Origin of the sequence: Roseivivax lentus (genome assembly GCF_900156805.1) — a bacterium.
GTDB lineage: Bacteria > Pseudomonadota > Alphaproteobacteria > Rhodobacterales > Rhodobacteraceae > Roseivivax > Roseivivax lentus.
In genome coordinates, this window is record NZ_FTOQ01000002.1 from 557,057 (window position 1) to 574,890 (window position 17,834).

At 68.2% G+C, this 17,834-nt stretch carries 16 protein-coding genes and 2 tRNA genes; 12 read left to right on the forward strand and 6 right to left on the reverse strand.

What is annotated here, in order from left to right:
• Positions 1 to 31: 31 nt before the first annotated feature.
• The 3 genes from BW990_RS06335 to BW990_RS06345 form a co-directional block, all read right to left on the reverse strand.
• A complete protein-coding gene (locus tag BW990_RS06335) occupies positions 32 to 580 on the reverse strand; it encodes a sugar O-acetyltransferase (RefSeq protein WP_076446100.1) in 549 nt (182 codons plus the stop codon).
• A gap of 44 nt (positions 581 to 624) precedes the next feature.
• Positions 625 to 1,869: a glycerophosphodiester phosphodiesterase family protein gene (locus BW990_RS06340; RefSeq protein WP_076446102.1), complete on the reverse strand. Its 1,245-nt coding sequence runs from the start codon at positions 1,867 to 1,869 to the stop codon at positions 625 to 627.
• Between the two features lie 136 nt (positions 1,870 to 2,005).
• On the reverse strand, positions 2,006 to 2,368 hold the full coding sequence (locus BW990_RS06345; RefSeq protein WP_076446104.1) for an SUF system Fe-S cluster assembly protein: 363 nt from the start codon (positions 2,366 to 2,368) through the stop codon (positions 2,006 to 2,008).
• Between the two features lie 188 nt (positions 2,369 to 2,556).
• On the opposite strand from BW990_RS06345, the gene BW990_RS06350 reads away from it, so the two are divergent.
• From BW990_RS06350 to BW990_RS06370, 5 genes are all read left to right on the forward strand, one after another.
• A complete protein-coding gene (locus tag BW990_RS06350) occupies positions 2,557 to 3,033 on the forward strand; it encodes a CIA30 family protein (RefSeq protein WP_143526091.1) in 477 nt (158 codons plus the stop codon).
• A 59-nt stretch (positions 3,034 to 3,092) separates the two neighbouring features.
• Positions 3,093 to 3,938, forward strand: coding sequence for a methyltransferase family protein (locus tag BW990_RS06355; RefSeq protein WP_076446106.1), 846 nt, complete (start codon positions 3,093 to 3,095; stop codon positions 3,936 to 3,938).
• Positions 3,931 to 4,641, forward strand: coding sequence for a bifunctional 2-polyprenyl-6-hydroxyphenol methylase/3-demethylubiquinol 3-O-methyltransferase UbiG (ubiG, locus tag BW990_RS06360; RefSeq protein ID WP_076446108.1), 711 nt, complete (start codon positions 3,931 to 3,933; stop codon positions 4,639 to 4,641). Before BW990_RS06355 ends, ubiG begins: the two co-directional genes overlap by 8 nt.
• Positions 4,638 to 5,027 carry a DUF4149 domain-containing protein gene (locus tag BW990_RS06365; RefSeq protein WP_076446110.1) on the forward strand — a complete coding sequence of 130 codons (390 nt, stop codon included), beginning with the start codon at positions 4,638 to 4,640 and terminating at the stop codon, positions 5,025 to 5,027. Before ubiG ends, BW990_RS06365 begins: the two co-directional genes overlap by 4 nt.
• Positions 5,028 to 5,150: 123 nt before the next feature.
• Positions 5,151 to 6,281, forward strand: a complete 1,131-nt coding sequence (locus tag BW990_RS06370; protein ID WP_143526092.1) for a hypothetical protein — start codon at positions 5,151 to 5,153, stop codon at positions 6,279 to 6,281.
• A gap of 127 nt (positions 6,282 to 6,408) precedes the next feature.
• Here BW990_RS06370 and rimK read toward each other — a convergent pair whose 3' ends face one another.
• The gene (gene rimK, locus BW990_RS06375) at positions 6,409 to 7,818 is read right to left on the reverse strand and encodes a 30S ribosomal protein S6--L-glutamate ligase (RefSeq protein WP_076446112.1); all 1,410 of its coding nucleotides are present in this window, start codon (positions 7,816 to 7,818) and stop codon (positions 6,409 to 6,411) included.
• A gap of 517 nt (positions 7,819 to 8,335) precedes the next feature.
• Between rimK and tgt the strand changes: the two genes are divergently transcribed.
• From tgt to BW990_RS06410, 7 genes are all read left to right on the forward strand, one after another.
• Positions 8,336 to 9,463, forward strand: a complete 1,128-nt coding sequence (gene tgt / locus BW990_RS06380) for a tRNA guanosine(34) transglycosylase Tgt (protein WP_076446395.1) — start codon at positions 8,336 to 8,338, stop codon at positions 9,461 to 9,463.
• Positions 9,464 to 9,693: 230 nt separating this feature from the next.
• Positions 9,694 to 9,987 (forward strand): glucose-6-phosphate isomerase, encoded by a 294-nt coding sequence (locus BW990_RS06385; RefSeq protein ID WP_143526093.1) that lies wholly within the window; start codon positions 9,694 to 9,696, stop codon positions 9,985 to 9,987.
• A gap of 227 nt (positions 9,988 to 10,214) precedes the next feature.
• Positions 10,215 to 10,652, forward strand: a complete 438-nt coding sequence (locus BW990_RS06390) for a PAS domain-containing protein (RefSeq protein ID WP_076446116.1) — start codon at positions 10,215 to 10,217, stop codon at positions 10,650 to 10,652.
• Positions 10,653 to 10,897: 245 nt separating this feature from the next.
• Positions 10,898 to 13,306, forward strand: a complete 2,409-nt coding sequence (gene lon, locus BW990_RS06395) for an endopeptidase La (protein WP_076446118.1) — start codon at positions 10,898 to 10,900, stop codon at positions 13,304 to 13,306.
• Positions 13,307 to 13,576: 270 nt separating this feature from the next.
• On the forward strand, positions 13,577 to 14,050 hold the full coding sequence (locus BW990_RS22195) for an HU family DNA-binding protein (protein ID WP_234990173.1): 474 nt from the start codon (positions 13,577 to 13,579) through the stop codon (positions 14,048 to 14,050).
• A 19-nt stretch (positions 14,051 to 14,069) separates the two neighbouring features.
• A tRNA-Val gene (locus BW990_RS06405) sits at positions 14,070 to 14,144 on the forward strand.
• 103 nt (positions 14,145 to 14,247) lie between these two features.
• Positions 14,248 to 14,323 (forward strand) — tRNA-Val (locus tag BW990_RS06410).
• 25 nt (positions 14,324 to 14,348) lie between these two features.
• Here BW990_RS06410 and BW990_RS06415 read toward each other — a convergent pair.
• Both BW990_RS06415 and BW990_RS06420 read right to left on the reverse strand, forming a co-directional pair.
• The gene (locus tag BW990_RS06415; protein ID WP_076446120.1) at positions 14,349 to 15,446 is read right to left on the reverse strand and encodes a lipocalin-like domain-containing protein; all 1,098 of its coding nucleotides are present in this window, start codon (positions 15,444 to 15,446) and stop codon (positions 14,349 to 14,351) included.
• Positions 15,436 to 17,832: an FtsX-like permease family protein gene (locus BW990_RS06420; RefSeq protein WP_076446399.1), complete on the reverse strand. Its 2,397-nt coding sequence runs from the start codon at positions 17,830 to 17,832 to the stop codon at positions 15,436 to 15,438. Before BW990_RS06420 ends, BW990_RS06415 begins: the two co-directional genes overlap by 11 nt.
• Between the last annotated feature and the right edge of the window lie 2 nt (positions 17,833 to 17,834).

Sequence of the window (17,834 nt, forward strand, 5' to 3'; positions counted from 1 at the left end):
GAAGCGCGCAGCAATTCCAATGGGTCGGCCGCTATGCGTCGCGGATCCGTGCGGGATTGCCCATCACCGTGGCACCGGGGGGCACGTCGCGCGTCACCACCGATCCCGCGCCGACGATGGCCGCGTCGCCCACCGTGACGCCGGGCAGGATGATGGCCCCCGCGCCCAGCCAGACATCGCGGCCGATGACGATGGGATAGGCGCTTTCGAGGCCGGCCTTGCGGCTCGCGACATCGCGCGGGTGATCGGCGGTCAGAAGCTGCACGAAGGGGCCGATATCGCAGCCATCGCCGATCACGATCGGGGCGCAATCCAGCAGGTAGCAGGAATAATTCATGAAAATTCCCGACCCCAGCGCGATGTTGTAACCGTAATCGACGTAGAGCGGCGCGCGGATCGCGCATTTCTCGCCGACATGGCCCAAGAGCCCGGCCAGGATCGCGCCGCGCCCCTCATCGCCGTAGACGGTCTGGTTGTAGTCCCGCATCAGGCGCTGCGCGCGCTTTCGGTCCCGGACCAGCTCCGGATCGCTGGGGTCGTAGGGGTCCCCAGCGATCATCTTCTCTTTCTCGCTCGTCATCCCAGGCCTCCGTCACCGCGCACCGGCGGCGACGGTGGACCGGATCAAAGGCCTTTGCAATTGGCGTAATAGGTGACCGTCGCGGGCCAGTCCGAGAAGACGCCGACGACGCCCACATCCTGCGCCAGCACGTCCAGCACCTCGTAGTAATCGCCGTCTCTGTCGATGGCATCGGTCACGGACTGGAAGTACCAGCCGCCGCCGCCGCCGAGCGGGCCGGAGCGTTCCAGCGTCCATGTGATGATCCCGAGCTCTGCCGCCGCTGCCTCCTCGGCATAGACCGAGGGCACGATCTCGCCGCTCTCGTCCAACGTGACAAGCATCCAGAGCGGCGGCGCGATGTAGTTCACACCCATCGCCTTCAACTCGGCCATGGTCGGCTTGAAGGTCGCGGCATCCATCGGGTCGATCAGGCCTTCATCCGCGTCCTCGGCCTCGTAACGGTCATCGAGATAGACCGCCTGCGCGCCGAATTCGGGCTCGTTCTCGATCCAGTAGAGAACGTCGTCGAGGTTGAAGCTCTGCGCCCAGACGCGGCTCGGGTCGATCCCGGCGGCCTTGTATTCGTCGATCAGCTTCTGGGCATAATCCGCCTGGCTGAACCCGTCGAAGGGCATGTCCACCGAGGCGCCTTTCAGCTCCGGGGTGAAGTCGGCCCCGAGGCTGTCGAACAGCGCGATGGACTCCGCATGGGTCATCAGCGTCGCGTCGTCCTCGTAGAGCGTGGTCCGCCACGGGGCGACGCCGCCGATATAATCCTCGGGGGTGGTGGCGGCAGCGTTGGCCGCATCCATGGTCGGCGCGAGCCTGCGGAATTCCGCAAGCGTGAGATCGGAGGTGCGGCATTCCGCCCGGGCGTCGCTATCCCCCTCGGCCGGGCTGAAGGGCTGGGTGCATTTCGCGCCAAGATCGGTCGCGACGATATTCGTCGTCGTGTGCAGGTCGTTCTGCGCGTGGCGGCAGACCAGCTCCTTGTCGGCGGTGAAGGTCACGTCGCATTCGAGGATGCCAGCCCCCTGCAGCGCCGCGGCCCGGTTCGATTCCACCGTGTGTTCGGGATACATCAGCGGCGCACCGCGATGGCCGATGGAAAACGCCGTCCGCGCGGGCGTCTGGCCCATGCAGGCCGCCAGCTCGTCCTTGAGCGGGCCGTCGGCCATCTTCGAGATCAGGAAGGCCGGACGCTGACCGTAGCTGAGCCCGGTATCGGCGGCGTTTTCATGCCCGGCGGAAAAGGCCGGAGCGGCAAGCGCGGTCAGCGCGCCGCCGAGAAGAAAAGATCGTGTCATGGAAGACCCTCAATAGCGTGACAGATGTCTTCCGCTTGAACCGCTTCCGTAACGGGCAGGTGATGGTCTTGTGACGGTTCCGTAACCGCCTTTGCGGCCCGCAGGAAGCCGTCCTGCGGGCCCGGTGCCGCCGCGCTTACATGAACCCCAGTTCGAGCCGCGCCTCGTCCGACATCATGTCCATGCCCCAGGGCGGATCCCAGGTGATTTCCACGTCGACCTGCTTCACGCCCTCCACCGGCTCGACCGCATCGGCCAGCCAGCCCGGCATCTCGCCGGCCACCGGGCAGCCCGGCGCGGTCAGCGTCATGATGATCCTGACTTCGTTCTCGGGCGAGATGTCGATCGTGTAGACAAGGCCCAGATCGTAGATATTCACAGGGATTTCCGGGTCGTAGACACCGCGACAGGCCTCGACGATCCGGTCGTAGAGCGGGTGGTCCGTGCTCGACGGCTGGATCAGCGGTGCGCCTTCGAGTTGCGGGCTCTGATCGTTCATGGAGCGTCCCTTCGCATCAATTCCGACAATTGATATAAGGAATAGCCCCGAGCGGGTAAAGGGCGCGTGCCGTTCTTGGCCGCACCGTGATGTCGCGCTACCTTGCGGGCATGAACCGACGCAATGCCCTTTTCGGCGGAGCCGCCGCTGCCCTTCTTGCCGCCGCTCCGGCAACCGCAGGCCCCTTGATGCAGGACAGTTTTGACGACCGCCCCGAAACCCGCTGGCGCTTCTTCACCGATGGCGTGATGGGCGGCGTTTCCTCGGGGCAGGTAACCTTCCTCTCCGAGGGCGGGCGCCGCATCGCGCGCCTGTCGGGCGAAGTGTCGACCGCCAATAACGGCGGCTTCATCCAGATGCGCCGGGCCCTGTCGGACGTGCCGCCCGGGGCCGAGGGCGTGCGTCTCGTCGTGCGCGGCAACGGCGAACGCTACTTCGTGCACCTGCGCACCGAGGCGATGTACCTGCCTTGGCAGCATTACCGCGCGGGCTTCGTCGCGGGGCCGGACTGGGGCGAGGTGCGCCTCCCGTTCGCGAGTTTCTCCGCGCAGGGCCGCCCGCTTTCGGCCACCCCCGCGCCCGAGACGCTGACCGCGCTCGGCATCGTGGCCTACGGCGCCGATTACACCGCCGCACTCGATATCCGCGAGGTGGCGCTTTACTGAGACGAAATGACCCTGCCGCGCGGCTGGACGCGCCGGGGCAGGGCCATATCTCGTGCGCCATGACAGACACGTCCCGCCCCCCCGAGCACCTCCCTGAGCACCGCACGGAACATCCCATCGCCAGGCTCATCAAGCTGGTCCTGGGCAATTTCGACGCGCCTGCCGGGGCGGGCCGGATCGCCTTCGCCCTTGTCTACGGGCTCGTGTGTCACCTGATCTTCGCGGTCGCGGTGATCTGGATGTTCTGGACGCTCTACAATGGCATGACGACCGGGCTCGGCACGCTGCCCTGGCCCTGGGCGGGGCTCGCGAACCTGCTGCTTCTGGCGCAATTCCCGGTCCTGCATTCGCTCCTGCTGAACGGGCCGGGCGCGAAGCTGCCCGCGCGGCTTTTCCCCGAACCCTACGGATCGGTGCTGGCCTCGACCTCCTACACGATCTTCGCCTCGCTGCAGCTTCTGGCGCTCTTCGCGCTCTGGACGCCCTCGGGCATCGTCTGGTGGCAGGCGGAGGGCTGGGCGCTCTGGGCGATGACCGCGCTCAACCTCGCGGCCTGGGGCTTCCTGATGAAATCCAATCTCGATGCCGGGGCGGAGCTGCAATCGGGCGCGCTGGGCTGGATGTCGCTCCTGCAGAAGATCCGGCCGCGCTATCCCGACATGCCGACCCACGGCATCTTCCGCCATATCCGCCAGCCCATCTATCTGGGCTTCGCGCTGACGCTCTGGACGGTGCCCACATGGACGCCCGATCAACTGGCGCTGGCGCTGGGCCTGACCGCCTATTGCGTCCTCGCCCCCCGCAAGCTCAAGGAAAAGCGCTACGCAAAGCGCCACGGCGCCCGCTTCACCGAATGGCGCGACCGAACGGGCTACATGTTCCCGAAAAGAGGCGACGATGGCTGAGACGCACCGCAACAACCTGAGGATCTACGACGATGTCGCCGACAAGTGGTGGTCGGACGAGATCCGCTGGGTCCGCACCCTGAAAAACCTCGTGCCCGGGCGCCTGCGCTATTTCGACCGCCACGTGGACTGGACCGGCAAGACAGTCCTCGATCTGGGCTGCGCGGGCGGCTTCATGGCCGAGGCGCTGGCCCGGCGCGGCGCCGAGGTGACGGGCATCGACCCCGCCCGCGACGCCATCGCCGCTGCGATCCGACACGCCGAGGCCGAGGGGCTGTCCATCCGCTACGACACCGGCGTGGGCGAGGCGCTGCCCTATGACGACGCAAGCTTCGACGCGGTGGTCTGTGTCGACGTGCTGGAACACGTGGCCGACCTGCAGAAGACGCTGGAGGAGGTGACCCGCGTGCTCCGGCCCGGCGGGCACTTCCTTTACGACACGATCAACCGCAACCCGATCGCGCGGCTGATGGCGATCATCATGGCCGAGGACGTGGTGCGCATCCTGCCCAAGGGCACCCATGATCCGGAGATGTTCATCACCCCCGCCGAACTGCGGGCGGGCATGAAGGCGGCGGGCCTCGACGACGTCGACATGACCGGGCTCGGACCGCGCGGCATCACCCGGCGCGGCGATCTGACCTTCGGGCCGCTGCCCCTGAAAACCGTGCAATACATGGGCATCGCGGAGAAGCCGGCATGACGACCCTCGCACTTCTCGTCACCGCGCTCCTGTTCGGCGGATCGGTGCTCTATTCCTTCGGTTTCGCGGTCTTCCTGCTGAAACACACCGAAGAGAGAGAGGCCCGCCGCCTTCTGCGCGCCGCTTTCCCGCATTTCTACACGCTGGTGATCGGTGTCGCGGCCCTCGCCGCCGCGCTCGCTCTGCCCTTCGACATGCTGTCCGCGGGCATCCTCGCGGCCATCTCGCTCAGCACGATCCCCGCGCGGCAGATGCTCATGCCCGCGATCAACGCCGCCACGGATGCCGGTGACAAGCGCCGCTTCGGGCGCCTGCACGGGCTCTCGGTGGGCTTGGGGCTCGCGCAGATCGCCGCCATGGCCTACGTGCTGACGCGCTTCGTCTGACCGGCGCTTCGCCGCCGGGCGCCGCGCCCGGGCTCGAGGAAAACCGCGTCTTCCATGATCTGCCGCAATCACCGCGCGCTGCGGACAGCGTACCCTGATCCCGTTTTGATTCAGGAGGCCGCCATGCCGCGCATTTTCACATGCCTTTTCACCATATTCCTCGCGCTGCCCGCGCTGCCAGCGCTGGCGCAAGACACCGAGGCCCTGCTCGATTTCGGCGGCGACGTGTTCCGCGCGGGACGGGATGTCGTTTACGACGGCTCGGACGCGGACGATCTCTTCATGGCCGGGGAAACCGTCGCCGCGCGCGGCGCGATTGCCGGATCGGCCTATCTCGCGGGCCGCGAGGTGCGCGTCGCGGGCGATGTCGGCGGCGATGTCTTTGCGGCCGGCGACAGCGTGACCCTCGAGGGCACGGTGACCGGCGATGCGACGCTGGCCGGGCGGGCGGTGAGCGTGCGCGCGCTCGGCGGCGATCTGCGCGTCATGGGCTCCGAGGTGACGCTTCTGGGCGATATCGCCGGCTACGCGATGATCGCGGGCGAGGATATCCGCATCGAGGGCGTCGTCGCGGGCGATGTCCGCCTGACCGGAGAACGGGTGGAATGGGGGCCCGACGCACGCATTGACGGCCAGCTCGTGCTCTACGAGGAGCGCCCGGGCAGCATCGCGGTGCCCGAAGGCATCCCGGTGGAGCGGATCGAGCGGCGCGACATCGCGGAATGGGAAGGCATCGAGGCGCCGAGCTGGGGCGAGGTGATCCTGTCCTTCCTGATGGGGGTTCTGGTCATCACGGCGATCGCGGCACTCATCGCAGCGCTGGTGCCGAAGCGCCTGGCCGAGATGCGCCGCCAGGTGCTGGCACGGCCCTTCTTCACGCTCTGGTCCGGCTTCCTCGTGCAATCGGCGCTGATCGGGTCGGGCATCATCCTCGCGATGACCCTGATCGGTCTGCTGCTGCTGCCCGCGATCGTGGCCGTGGCCCTTGCCGCGGGATTTGCGGGCTACGTGGTCGCCGCCTATTCCTTCGGCGTGGGCCTTCTGCTGGCCTTCGGGCGCGACGAGCCCGGCAGCATCGGCGCGCGGGCGCTGGCGGGGGCGGTGGGCGCGCTCGCGGCGGGGCTTCTGGGCCTCATTCCTTTCTTCGGCTGGATCTTCGTCCTCGCGCTGGTGCTGACCGGGATCGGGGCGATCACCAACCGGATCTTCCGTCCGGCCTTCTTTTCCAAGGACAGCTCTATCCCGGTGGGGTGACTCCACCGGGCTCTTGCGCAAAGCATTGTAAAGATTGGTAAAACCTTTCGCATGCGAAAGGTTTTCCGCGCGCCGGGACGGTGTGGGTCATGCCCTAAGCAACCCCGGCCCGCGGCGCTTGCGCCCGTCAGCCCAGAAGCTTGCGCTTGCGCACCGGGGTGGGGCGGACCCGCTCCTCGATATGATCGTAAAGCCGTCCCGCGATGTTCTTGCTGGTCGCCGCCTCGATCCCCTCGAGCCCGGGGGAGGAATTGACCTCCAGCACCTTCGGTCCCGCCTCGGAACGCAGAAGATCGACGCCCGCGAGGTTCAGCCTAAAGGCCTTGGCCGCGCGCAGCGCCGTCTCGCGTTCCTCCTTCGAGATGCGCACCACCGTGGCCGACCCGCCGCGATGCAGGTTCGAGCGGAAGTCGCCCTCGGCCCCGGTGCGCTTCATCGAGGCCACGACCTTGCCGCCCACCACGAGGCAGCGGATGTCCTCTCCCGCGGCTTCCTTGACGAAATCCTGCACGAGGAAATTGGCGCGCAACCCCCGGAAGGCGTCGATCACCGAGGAGGCGGCCTTCTTGGTCTCGGCCAGCACCACGCCCTTGCCTTGCGTCGATTCGAGCAGTTTCACGATCAGCGGCGCCGTCCCCACGAGCCGCATCAGGCTGTCGGTGTCCTTGGGGCTTGCCGCGAAGGCGGTGTTGGGCATGCCGATCTTGTGGCGCGCCATAAGCTGGTGCGCATAGAGCTTGTCGCGCGAGGCGGTGATGCCTTCGGAGCCGTTCACGCAGAAGGTGCCGATGGTCTCGAACTGGCGGATGACGGCGGTGCCATAGGCGGTGACCGAGGCGCCGATGCGCGGGATCACCGCGTCGTAGCGCGGCAGGCGCTTGCCGTCGTAATGCACTTCCGGGGCCATGGCGTTGATCGCCATGTAGCACCGCGTGGTGTCGATCACCTCGACCGTGTGGCCGCGCGCCTCGCCTTCCTCGACCAGCCGGCGGGTGGAGTAATTGTTCTCGCGGCTCAGGACCGCGATCCGCAGCGCGCGTTTCGGCGCGGCGGAGCGGACCTTGGTGGAGGCATAGATGTCGTAGCTGAGCTCGGGCTGCAGGAAGCGGTCGGTCGCGACGATGGCGATGTGATCCTTCAGCGCCTCGCGGCCGAGGAGCATCCGGCTCGCCATGCCGGACCGGTTGGTGAGCGTCATCTCGATGGGCCAGGCCTCGCCGCCCACGTTGATCGTGGTGCCGATCACGTAGCGGCTTTCGCCCTCGCCGTTGGAGGAGGTGACGACGCGGCGGTCGACGATCTCGGCCGAGCAGGGAATGACGAGGTCCTGCCGTTCGGGCACCGGGTGCACGGTGAAGCGCACCTTGGGTTTCCCGGCCGGGCCGAAGGTCTCGATATCCGAGGCGTGCAGCGCGGAGGTCCGCGCGCCGGTATCGACCTTGGCGCGCAGCGCGGGCAGGCCGAGATCGGGCAGCGAGACCCATTCCTCCCATCCGAAACGGATGAGGTCGGTGGCGGGATCGGTCTCTTCGGTCATGGGCAACGGCTCCTGTCGGATTTGCGCGGAGACCTAACAGCCGGTGTCGGCGGCGGCCAGTGGCCATGGGCTCCGGCCGGGCACTTGATGTCGGATCGGCGCGGGGCAGACCCGCGCCGATCCGCTGGAGGCGCTGCCTCCAGACCTCCGGAGGTATTTTCGGTCCGATAGTGAGGGGGCGACAGGGGCGCGCGGGCGGAATCGGGGCGCGGCGCGGGGATGGGGCGTTGCGGTGGGTTCCGGCCGGGCACGTGATGTCGGATCGGCGCGGGGCGGGCCCGCGCCGATCCGCTGGAGGCGCTGCCTCCAGACCTCCGGAGGTATTTTCGGTCCGATCGTGAGGGGGCGACCGGCGTGCGCGGGCGGGATCGGGGCACTGCGCGGGGATGGGGCGTTGCGGTGGGCTCCGGTCGGGCGGGGCGGGCGCGTCGGCGCCGCGGGGTGGCCCGACAGGTCCGGGGGGAGGCGGGCCGGCCGGGCTTGCGGGGGAGGTCCGTTCCGGGGCATGGAACGCGCCATGACACCTTTCTCCTTCACCCTCGAGGCCCGGTCGGGCGGCGCACGGCTGGGCCGGATCGACACCGCGCGCGGCGCCATCCGGACCCCCGCCTTCATGCCCGTGGGCACCGCCGCGACCGTGAAGGCGATGCTGCCCGAAAGCGTCGCGGCCACCGGCGCCGACATCCTGCTCGGCAACACCTACCACCTGATGCTGCGCCCGACGGCGGAACGCATCGACCGGCTGGGCGGGCTTCACCGGTTCATGAACTGGTCGAAGCCCATCCTGACCGATTCGGGCGGCTTCCAGGTGATGAGCCTCGCGGGGCTCAGGAAGCTCACCGAGAAGGGCGTCACCTTCAAGAGCCATATCGACGGCTCCAAGCACGAGTTGACGCCCGAACGCTCGATGGAGATCCAGCGGCTGCTGGGCTCCGACATCGTGATGGCCTTCGACGAATGCCCCGCATTGCCCGCGTCGCGCGACCGGATCGCCGAGAGCATGCAGCTTTCGATGCGCTGGGCCGCGCGGTCGCGCGACGCCTTCGGCGACCGGCCCGGTCACGCCCTGTTCGGCATCATGCAGGGCGGGCTCGAGAAGGACCTGCGCGAGGAAAGCGCCCGCGCCCTCACGGAGATCGGCTTCGAAGGTTATGCCATCGGCGGGCTCGCGGTGGGCGAGGGGCAGGAGGCGATGTTCGATTGCCTCGATTACGCGCCCGGCTTTCTGCCCGAGGACCGTCCGCGCTACCTGATGGGGGTGGGCAAGCCCGACGATATCGTCGGCGCCGTCAAACGCGGTGTCGACATGATGGATTGCGTGCTGCCCTCCCGCTCGGGCCGCACCGGGCAGGCCTGGACCCGGCGGGGCCAAGTCAACATCAAGAATGCCCGGCACATGGACGACTCCCGGCCCCTCGACGAGGCGTGCAGCTGCCCGGCCTGCCGCCATTACAGTCGCGCCTACCTGCATCATGTGTACCGCGCGGGCGAGATGATCTCGGGCATGCTGCTGACCTGGCACAACCTGCATTACTACCAAGAGCTGATGCAGGCCATGCGCGACGCCATCGCCGCCGATGCCTTCGACGCCTTCGAATCGGCCTTTCACGCGCAGCGCGCCGAAGGGGATATCCCGCCGCTCTGACCGGGCTGCGACCGCGCCCTGACGCGCCGCCCAGACGGCATGTCCCGCGCTTTGCAGGACCTGCGCGCTTGCGCTTCATTCCGCCGAGGTGGCGCGACAGAAACGGCGATATCCCGCCGGTTCTGCCCCGAACGGCTCGGTTATCTGATAACAATCAATCGAAATCGCCTTTCATGCGTTAGGCGATATACCGGATGAGAAAATTCTAACGGACAAAAGGAAGGTCCATCATGAAGAGATCATCGATTGCCGCATTGGCGCTTGGCGCCGCGTTCCTCGCGGGGTGCGCGAACATGTCCTCGGATCAGCGTTACGCCACGGGCGCGCTGGTGGGGGGCGCTGCAGGCCTTGCCGCGGCGGATGCCAACAAGGAGAACAACACCGGCCGCGCCGTGGCCACGCTCGTTGGCGCCGCTGCGGGCGGGGCGATTGCCGCCAATTCCGGCCCACCGGCCCAGAACACGTCGACGGTGCGCTGCGTCTATCCCAACGGCCAGCCCGCACCGTGCCCGCCGGGCTACTGAGCGCGGCATAACGATCAAGCCGCAGAAGGGCGCCGCATCGCACGCGGCGCCCTTTTTCCTGCGCGGTCGCGAGCCGCGAGCGAGGCCGAGGCGCGGCGTTGCGCGCGCGCGCCACCCTCAATTCCGGCAAGGCCCGGCTTGCGGCCCCGTGGCTTTCATTTTCGCCGGATTCGTTTAGCTGGACACCATGGCGCCCCTCCAGGCCGAAGCTGCGAAAGGACCTGGCCATGCTCGACTCGCTCAAGACCGCCCTCGAAGACATCGACGAGGCCCGCGCCACCGGCGTGGCGCTCGATGCGCGCACGGCGATGCTGATGTCCTGTTCGCGCGACTGCGTGAAGCTGATGACCCCCAATGGCAGCCTGCGCTACATGAGCCGGAACGGGCGCTGCGTGATGGAAATCGACGACCTGAACGCCATCCTCGGCAAGAAGTGGTGGTCGCTCTGGCCCGATTCGGCGCGCGGCATGCTGACCCGCGCGGTGGAGGAGGCCAGCGAAGGCCATTGCGTGAATTTCGTGGCCGAATGCCCCACCGCCAAAGGCCGCCCGGCCTGCTGGGACGTCACCGTGATCGGCGTGCCGGACCGCACGGGCGTGATCACCGAGATCATGTCGGTCTCGGCGCTGACCGAGGCACCGGCCCGCGGCCTGACCATCACCTGACCACCGCCTGACCGCCCGATCGCCCGACCGGGCGGCCGCCCGCAGCGGTTTTCCACCGCGGGCGCGGATCTGTCGCGCGGCGCGTCTTGCGCCGGCCGGGCGGCTTGGTCATTCTGCAGGGGATGCGGGGCGCCCGGGAGCTTGAATTGGCCGGGGGATCGCCCCACTTACATAGTCCAGACGGGGACGGATGGGGCTGCCGATTGCCGGGGCCGCGACCGTTCTGCCAGGTACAAGGAACAAGCATGCAACAGCCACTCAACACATCTTATCCGGTGCTGCCGCTGCGCGATATCGTGGTTTTCCCGCACATGATCGTGCCGCTCTTCGTGGGCCGCGAGAAGTCGGTGCGCGCGCTGGAAGAGGTGATGAACGACGACAAGCAGATCCTGCTTGTCAGCCAGATGGACGCCTCCGACGACGATCCGACCGCGGATCGCATCTACAAGGCGGGCGTTCTGGCCAACGTCCTGCAGCTGCTGAAGCTGCCCGACGGCACCGTGAAGGTGCTGGTCGAGGGCCAGGCACGCGTGCGGATCGAGCATTTCACCGACAACGAGGCCTTCTTCGAGGCCTCCGCGGAATACCTGACCGAGATGCCGGGCGACGCCACCGCGATCGAGGCGCTGGTGCGCACGGTCGAGGCCGAGTTCGAGCGCTACGCCAAGGTGAAGAAGAACATTCCGGAAGAGGCGCTGTCGGCGGTCTCGGAGACCGACGAGCCGGCGAAGCTTGCCGATCTCGTGGCGGGCCATCTCGGCATCGAGGTCGACCAGAAGCAGGAGCTTCTGGAGACGCTGTCGATCTCCGAGCGGCTGGAAAAGGTCTACGGCCACATGCAGGGGGAAATGTCCGTCCTGCAGGTCGAGAAGAAGATCAAGACCCGCGTCAAGAGCCAGATGGAGCGGACCCAGCGCGAATATTATCTGAATGAGCAGATGAAAGCCATTCAGAAGGAGCTGGGCGACGGCGAGGACGGCCAGAACGAAGTGGCCGAGCTGGAAAAGCGTGTCTCGGAGACGAAGCTGTCCAAGGAAGCTCGCGAGAAGGCCGAGGCCGAGATCAAGAAGCTCAAGAACATGAGCCCGATGTCGGCGGAAGCCACCGTCGTTCGCAACTATCTCGACTGGATGCTGTCGATCCCGTGGGGCACGAAGTCGCGCGTGAAGAAGGATCTGGGCCGCGCCCAGAAGATCCTCGACGACGACCATTACAGCCTCGAGAAGGTGAAGGAGCGGATCGTCGAGTATCTCGCGGTGCAGCAGCGCTCGAAGAAGCTCAAGGGGCCGATCATGTGCCTCGTGGGTCCTCCGGGCGTGGGCAAGACCTCGCTCGGCAAGTCGGTCGCCAAGGCCACGGGGCGCGAATTCATTCGCATCTCGCTGGGCGGCGTGCGCGACGAGAGCGAGATCCGCGGCCACCGCCGGACCTATATCGGCTCCATGCCGGGCAAGATCATTCAGGCGCTGAAGAAGGCCAAGACCACGAACCCGCTCATCCTGCTCGACGAGATCGACAAGATGGGGCAGGACTTCCGTGGCGATCCGGCTTCGGCGATGCTCGAAGTGCTCGACCCCGAGCAGAATGCCACCTTCGTGGATCACTATCTTGAGGTGGAATACGACCTCTCGAACGTGATGTTCCTGACCACGGCGAACTCCTACAACATGCCGGGCCCGCTTCTGGACCGGATGGAGATCATCCCGCTTGCGGGCTACACCGAGGACGAGAAGGCCGAGATCGCCAAGCGTCACCTGATTGGCAAAGCGATCAAGAACCACGGCCTGAAGAAGGGCGAGTTCGAGATCACCGACGCGGCGCTCACGGACGTGATCCGCTACTACACCCGCGAGGCGGGCGTGCGGAACCTCGAGCGGGAGCTCTCGAAGCTCGCGCGGAAGGCGGTCACCACGATCGTCAAGAAAGAGGCCGACAAGGTCGTCATCACGCCGGAAAACCTGTCCGATTACCTGGGCGTGCGGCGGCACAAATACGGTCTCGCCGAGGAAGAGAACCAGGTCGGTGTGGTCACGGGCCTCGCCTATACCTCCGTCGGGGGCGATCTGCTGCAGATCGAGGCGCTGCGCCTGCCGGGCAAGGGCCGGATGAAGACCACCGGCAAGCTCGGTGACGTGATGAAGGAATCGATCGACGCGGCGTCGAGCTACGTGCGCTCGATTTCGCCCCAGATCGGGGTCAAGCCGCCGAAATTCGAGCGGATGGACATCCACGTCCACGTCCCCGAGGGAGCGACGCCCAAGGACGGCCCCTCGGCCGGTCTCGCGATGGTGACCTCCATCGTGTCGGTGCTGACGGGCATCCCGGTGCGCCGCGACATCGCCATGACGGGCGAGGTGACGCTGCGCGGCAACGCGCTGCCCATCGGCGGCCTGAAGGAGAAGCTGCTCGCGGCCCTGCGCGGCGGGATCAAGACGGTCTTCATCCCGAAGGAGAACGAGAAGGACCTCGCCGAGCTGCCCGACAACGTGAAGGACGGGCTCGAGATCGTGCCGGTCAGCCACGTCTTCGAGGTGCTGGACCGGGCGCTCGTCTCCAAGCCCGAGCCCATCGAATGGGACGAGGCGGCGGAAGAGGCCGCGGCGCAGGCCCTGGCCGAGAAGCGCGGCGAGGAGCCCGGTGCCATCGCGCACTGAGCGCATCGCGCGAGATGAGAACGAACGACGCCGCGGGTCTCTGGCCCGCGGCGTTTTTCATGGGCGCCGGGCCCGGCAGGCGGGCAGGACGACGCTGCGCTCTGCGGTGATCCCATGGCGCGCCCGGACCGCCGCCCGAGGCGGGATCCGACCCGTTTCGCCTCCGCCCCTATACCAATGGGGCGCGACAAGGTTTTGGCTTGACGCGCAGAACCTGCTATCCTGTGCCCGACAGAAGGCCGTCAATGGCCCCAGAGCAAGGAAACAGGCATGACCTCCTCGAAATCCTCGACGCGGACCGGGTCCGCCAAGACCGCGCGCAAACCTGCCAAGACGGCGGTGAAATCCGAAACGAAAAACGCGGCCAAATCGAGCGCGACGCAGCCTGCGCGGGCGCCCCTGGCGGCGGAGGACGCGCTGCATACCGCGGTGGCGGCCACGCTCGATCCGACGCTTCTGCCGCCCGGCATGCAGCCCGAACTGAAGAAGCGCGAGCTGATCGACAAGGTCGTGCGCCGCTCCGGCGTCAAGAAACGCGACGCGAAACCGGCTGTCGAGGCGGTGCTCGCCATCCTCGGCGAAGCGCTGGCCGAGGGCCGCGAGCTGAACGTCAAACCCTTCGGCAAGATGAAGGTGCAGCGCGTGCGCGACACCGGCAACGGGCAGGTTCTGGTCACCAAGGTGCGCCAGCCTGCCGAGGCCGAAAAGGACGCGCCCGACCCCCTTGCGCAGGCGGCGGAGTAAAGCTAAAGACGCCCGCACCGGGTGATTAGCTCAGTGGTAGAGCGCTTCGTTCACATCGAAGATGTCAGGAGTTCGAATCTCTTATCACCCACCAGAATTCCTGAAGGCGCGTCCCGGCCGGGCGCGCCTTTCTCGTGGCGATCGAGGCCGCGAGAGGACTTGAAGGCCACGCGGCGCCGCTCTAGACAGCGGGCCGGGGGCGGTTAGCTCAGTTGGTAGAGCGCTTCGTTTACACCGAAGATGTCGGGGGTTCGAGCCCCTCACCGCCCACCATGCCCCCCGGCGAAGCCTTGCGCCGTCACTCGCGCGGCGGATAGCCGGTCATTTCCAGATAACCGCGCCCGGGATGGCTGCCCGAGAGGCTGATTGGCCCTTCCCAATAGGGAAAGAGCGTGTCCATCCAGGCCTGGGGATTGAGCGGCTCGGTGGTGATGTCGAGCCCTTCCTCGGGCAGCGTCACGCGCCAGCGCACGGGAATGTCGCGCCCGGCCACATCGGCCGTCTCCAGCGGTGTCACGCTGAGCGCGCCGTCGCCGTAGGGCCGCGTCGCGCCGGTGGCCGTGATCCAGGTGGCGGAGGTGAAGTGGCTGCCATCGGTGGAGCGCAGTCCGAAGCCCATCAGCTTGTCGCCGCTGTCGAAATTGAGCGAGAACCAGTCCCAGCCGGTCTGCGTCTCGGACAGGGGCTGCGAGGACCATTCCCGGTCGAGCCAAGCCGTCCCGGTCACCGCCACGTCGCCTTCGGGCAGGGACAGCGTGCCCGCCACCTCGTAGAAGGGTTGCGAATAGTAATAGCTGGCCTGGCCTTCGGGCGATTTCACCGAATAGCCGTCATCGCCCTGGAAGATCAGCGGCCCGGTCGCGTCGAGCGCGAGGTCGTATGCGAAATCCGCGCCCCGCGCGGTCAGCTGCACCGAGGAGAGCGCATCGGCCCCGTCCGCGGCCCGGGAGCGCAGCGTCCAGTCGTCGATGAAGGCCTCGAAGGGCGCCTCGGTCACGCCGGCCTGCCCGGTGCCGCCCCGGCCCAGACGCTCCGCGACGCGGTGCTGCCCGGCGGAGGTCAGCGCGGCATGGCCCATCCAGAGCTGATCCGCCTGCCAGCCCGGCGCGGTGCCGGGCCGCCGGGCGGAGCGGAAGAGCGTCCATTGAACGCCGTAGGGCGTGCCGTCCGCGGCCTCCAGGTTGGCGGTCAGGTACCACCATTCGATGCGGTAATCGGGATGCGGCAGGTGATCGGCGGGAAAGGCGAACTCGGTGTCGGGGTCGGGTACGGCGAAGCTCTCCGCCTCGGCGCCGAGCCCGGCAAAGCCCTGCGCTGTCGCGGGGCCCGGCACGGACAGGGGCAGGGCGAGGCACAGGGCCACGGACAGGGCGGTGAGGCGCGCTTTAACGGTCATTGGCGAAGACCCGCAGAAGGTGGGAGGGCGGCAGCCGCGTCAGCCGGTAGACCGGCCAGAGGCAGGCGAGGATCGCCGCCGCCAGCGCGGCGAGCGCCAGCCACAGCCATTGCGCGGGAAAGAGCACCATGGGCAGGCGCCAGCCGAAGGCCTCCACGTTGGCGATGGCCAGAAGCACCCAGGCGAGCAGCAGGCCCACCGGGACCGCGACCGCCCAGGTGAGCAGCGCCAGAAGCGCGGTGCGCGCCACTTCGAGCCGCCCGAGCCGCCCCGGCGTCAGCCCCAGCGCCCAGACCGGGGCCAGCTGCGGCAGGCGCAGGGTCGACAGCGTCAGCAGGCTGGTGAGGATGGCAAAACCCGCCACGCCCAGCGTCAGCACGTTGAGCGCGCCCGAGACGAGGAAGGTCTGGTCGAAGATGCGCAACGACAGCGCCTTGACCTGCGCCTGGTCGATCACGTTGGCGGCGGGCAGGTCGAACCGGTCGCGCAGCATGGCGACGAGGTCGGGCACCGCCTCGGGGTCGACCCGCAGGGCGAAGCGCAGGCGCGGGCGGTTCGGAAAGCGCTGGTCCAGCGCCTCAATGCCGGTGATGAGCTGGCCCGCCGGGTTGCCGTAATCGGAATAGACCCCGGCGATGGGCAGAGTCCAGTCGGGGGTGATGGCGATGGGCTCGCCCAGGGCCAGCGCCTCGCGCCGGAAGAGCTGTTCGTTGACCAGCACCGCGTCGCCCGCGGCGATCCGGTCCCAGACCTGCGGCTCGGCGCGCAGAAGCGGCCAGTTGTCGCGATAGGTGGGATGATCGACGATGCCGAAGATCTCGGCCGGTTGCGCGGCGACGGTCACGTCCACCGACCAGACCGGCAGGATCGCGTCGACCTCGGGCGCCACCGCGGCGCGGATCGCCTGCGCCTCAGAGGGCGTGCGCGCGGTCACGTAAAGCTCCGCCGCGAGCCGCTGATCGAGCCAGCCGGTGAAGGTGGTGCGGAACGAGCCCACCATCGTGCCGACGCCGATATTGGCCGACAGCGCCAAGAGAAGCGCCATCAGCGCGAGCGACAGGGCGGGCACCTGCTGGCGCGCATCGGCCAAAAGCCAGCCGCCGACCGGGCCGCGCGCCAAGGGGCGCAGCAGGCGCAGCGTGCCGATCAGCACCGGCGGCAGCGCCAGCGCGGCGCCGATCAGCAGGGCGGCGAGGCAGGCGAAGGCGAGAACCAGCCCGTCGCCCCAGATCGCGAGCCCGAGGCTCGCCCCCAGCAGCGCCGCGGCGAAAGCCCCCTGCAGCCGCAGCGCGCGGGCATTGGCCATCGCCCAGGCGCGCGGCCGGGCCGGGGCCAGAAGCGGCATCTGCGCCACCCGCCACAGCGCCTGCGCCCCGGCCAGCCCCGCCCCCAGAAGCGCGATCGCGAGCGCCGACAGCGCCCAGAGCGGATCGAAACCGAGCTGGCCCGACACATCGGCGCCATAGAGCCCGCGCAACGTGCCCGCGACCCCCGGCAGCAGCGTCGCCGCGATGGCATAGCCGAGCGCGATGCCCGCGATCCCCGCCAGAAGCGCGATCAGCGACAGCTCGGCCGCCAGCAGCACCATCAGCCGCGACAGCGGCAGGCCCAGGGCGCGCAGGGTGCGAAAGGTCGCGCGGCGCTGCTCGAAGGCGAGCCCGATGGCCGATTGCACGATGAAAAGACCCACGGCGAAGGACAGCAGGCCGAAGGCGGTGAGGTTGAGGTGAAACGAATCCGTTAGCCGCGCCAGATCGCCGCCCGATTGCCCCTCGATCCGGGTCAGGCGCGTGGCGGTCTCGATTGCGGGCAGGCCGAAAGGCTGCTCGGGCGCGAGCACGAGGGCGGTCAGCTCTTCGACGCCCAGGAGCCGCTGAGCGGTGGTGATTTCGGTGAGCGCCGTGCCCTGGTCGACCTGCCCCGAGAGGCGCAGGGGCGGCAGGCCGTCGCGCGGCAGGCCACGGGCGGTTTCGGGCGCGACCAGCAGCAGGCCGTCTTCGGAGAGAAGCCCGTCGAGCGCGGTGTCGTCGCCCGCGATGGCGGCGTTGCCGAGCCCCGGCGGCGCGGTGAGCGGGTCGATCCCGCGCAGCGTGAGGCGCGTTTCGCCCAAAGCCAGCGTGCCCTCGACAAGCGGCGTGACGACGTAGCCCGCGCGCCGCAGATCGGCGAAATCGCCCAGCGTGACGCCCTCGGCCGAGACCAGACGGTCGAGCGTGCCTTGCCCCAGCGCCCCCGCCGCGCGGTCATAGCTCGCCCGGGCCTCGGCATTGATCGCCTGCACTCCGGACCAGAGCGCGGTGGCGAGCGCGAGCCCGATCAGCAGCGTCGCCAGCTGGATCGGATGCCGCCGCCAATGCGCCAGCAGGGCCGACATCCCGGTGCGCATCA

Coding starts and splice junctions, on each gene's coding strand:
- tgt (WP_076446395.1), top strand. CDS start 8,336: ATGACACCTTTCTCCTTCACCCTCGAGGCCCGGTCGGGCGGCGCACGG.
- BW990_RS06355 (WP_076446106.1), top strand. CDS start 3,093: ATGACAGACACGTCCCGCCCCCCCGAGCACCTCCCTGAGCACCGCACG.
- ubiG (WP_076446108.1), top strand. CDS start 3,931: ATGGCTGAGACGCACCGCAACAACCTGAGGATCTACGACGATGTCGCC.
- BW990_RS06335 (WP_076446100.1), bottom strand. CDS start 580: ATGACGAGCGAGAAAGAGAAGATGATCGCTGGGGACCCCTACGACCCC.
- BW990_RS06415 (WP_076446120.1), bottom strand. CDS start 15,446: ATGACCGTTAAAGCGCGCCTCACCGCCCTGTCCGTGGCCCTGTGCCTC.
- BW990_RS06350 (WP_143526091.1), top strand. CDS start 2,557: ATGCAGGACAGTTTTGACGACCGCCCCGAAACCCGCTGGCGCTTCTTC.
- BW990_RS06340 (WP_076446102.1), bottom strand. CDS start 1,869: ATGACACGATCTTTTCTTCTCGGCGGCGCGCTGACCGCGCTTGCCGCT.
- BW990_RS06345 (WP_076446104.1), bottom strand. CDS start 2,368: ATGAACGATCAGAGCCCGCAACTCGAAGGCGCACCGCTGATCCAGCCG.
- BW990_RS06420 (WP_076446399.1), bottom strand. CDS start 17,832: ATGCGCACCGGGATGTCGGCCCTGCTGGCGCATTGGCGGCGGCATCCG.
- BW990_RS22195 (WP_234990173.1), top strand. CDS start 13,577: ATGACCTCCTCGAAATCCTCGACGCGGACCGGGTCCGCCAAGACCGCG.
- BW990_RS06385 (WP_143526093.1), top strand. CDS start 9,694: ATGAAGAGATCATCGATTGCCGCATTGGCGCTTGGCGCCGCGTTCCTC.
- BW990_RS06365 (WP_076446110.1), top strand. CDS start 4,638: ATGACGACCCTCGCACTTCTCGTCACCGCGCTCCTGTTCGGCGGATCG.
- rimK (WP_076446112.1), bottom strand. CDS start 7,818: ATGACCGAAGAGACCGATCCCGCCACCGACCTCATCCGTTTCGGATGG.
- BW990_RS06390 (WP_076446116.1), top strand. CDS start 10,215: ATGCTCGACTCGCTCAAGACCGCCCTCGAAGACATCGACGAGGCCCGC.
- lon (WP_076446118.1), top strand. CDS start 10,898: ATGCAACAGCCACTCAACACATCTTATCCGGTGCTGCCGCTGCGCGAT.
- BW990_RS06370 (WP_143526092.1), top strand. CDS start 5,151: ATGCCGCGCATTTTCACATGCCTTTTCACCATATTCCTCGCGCTGCCC.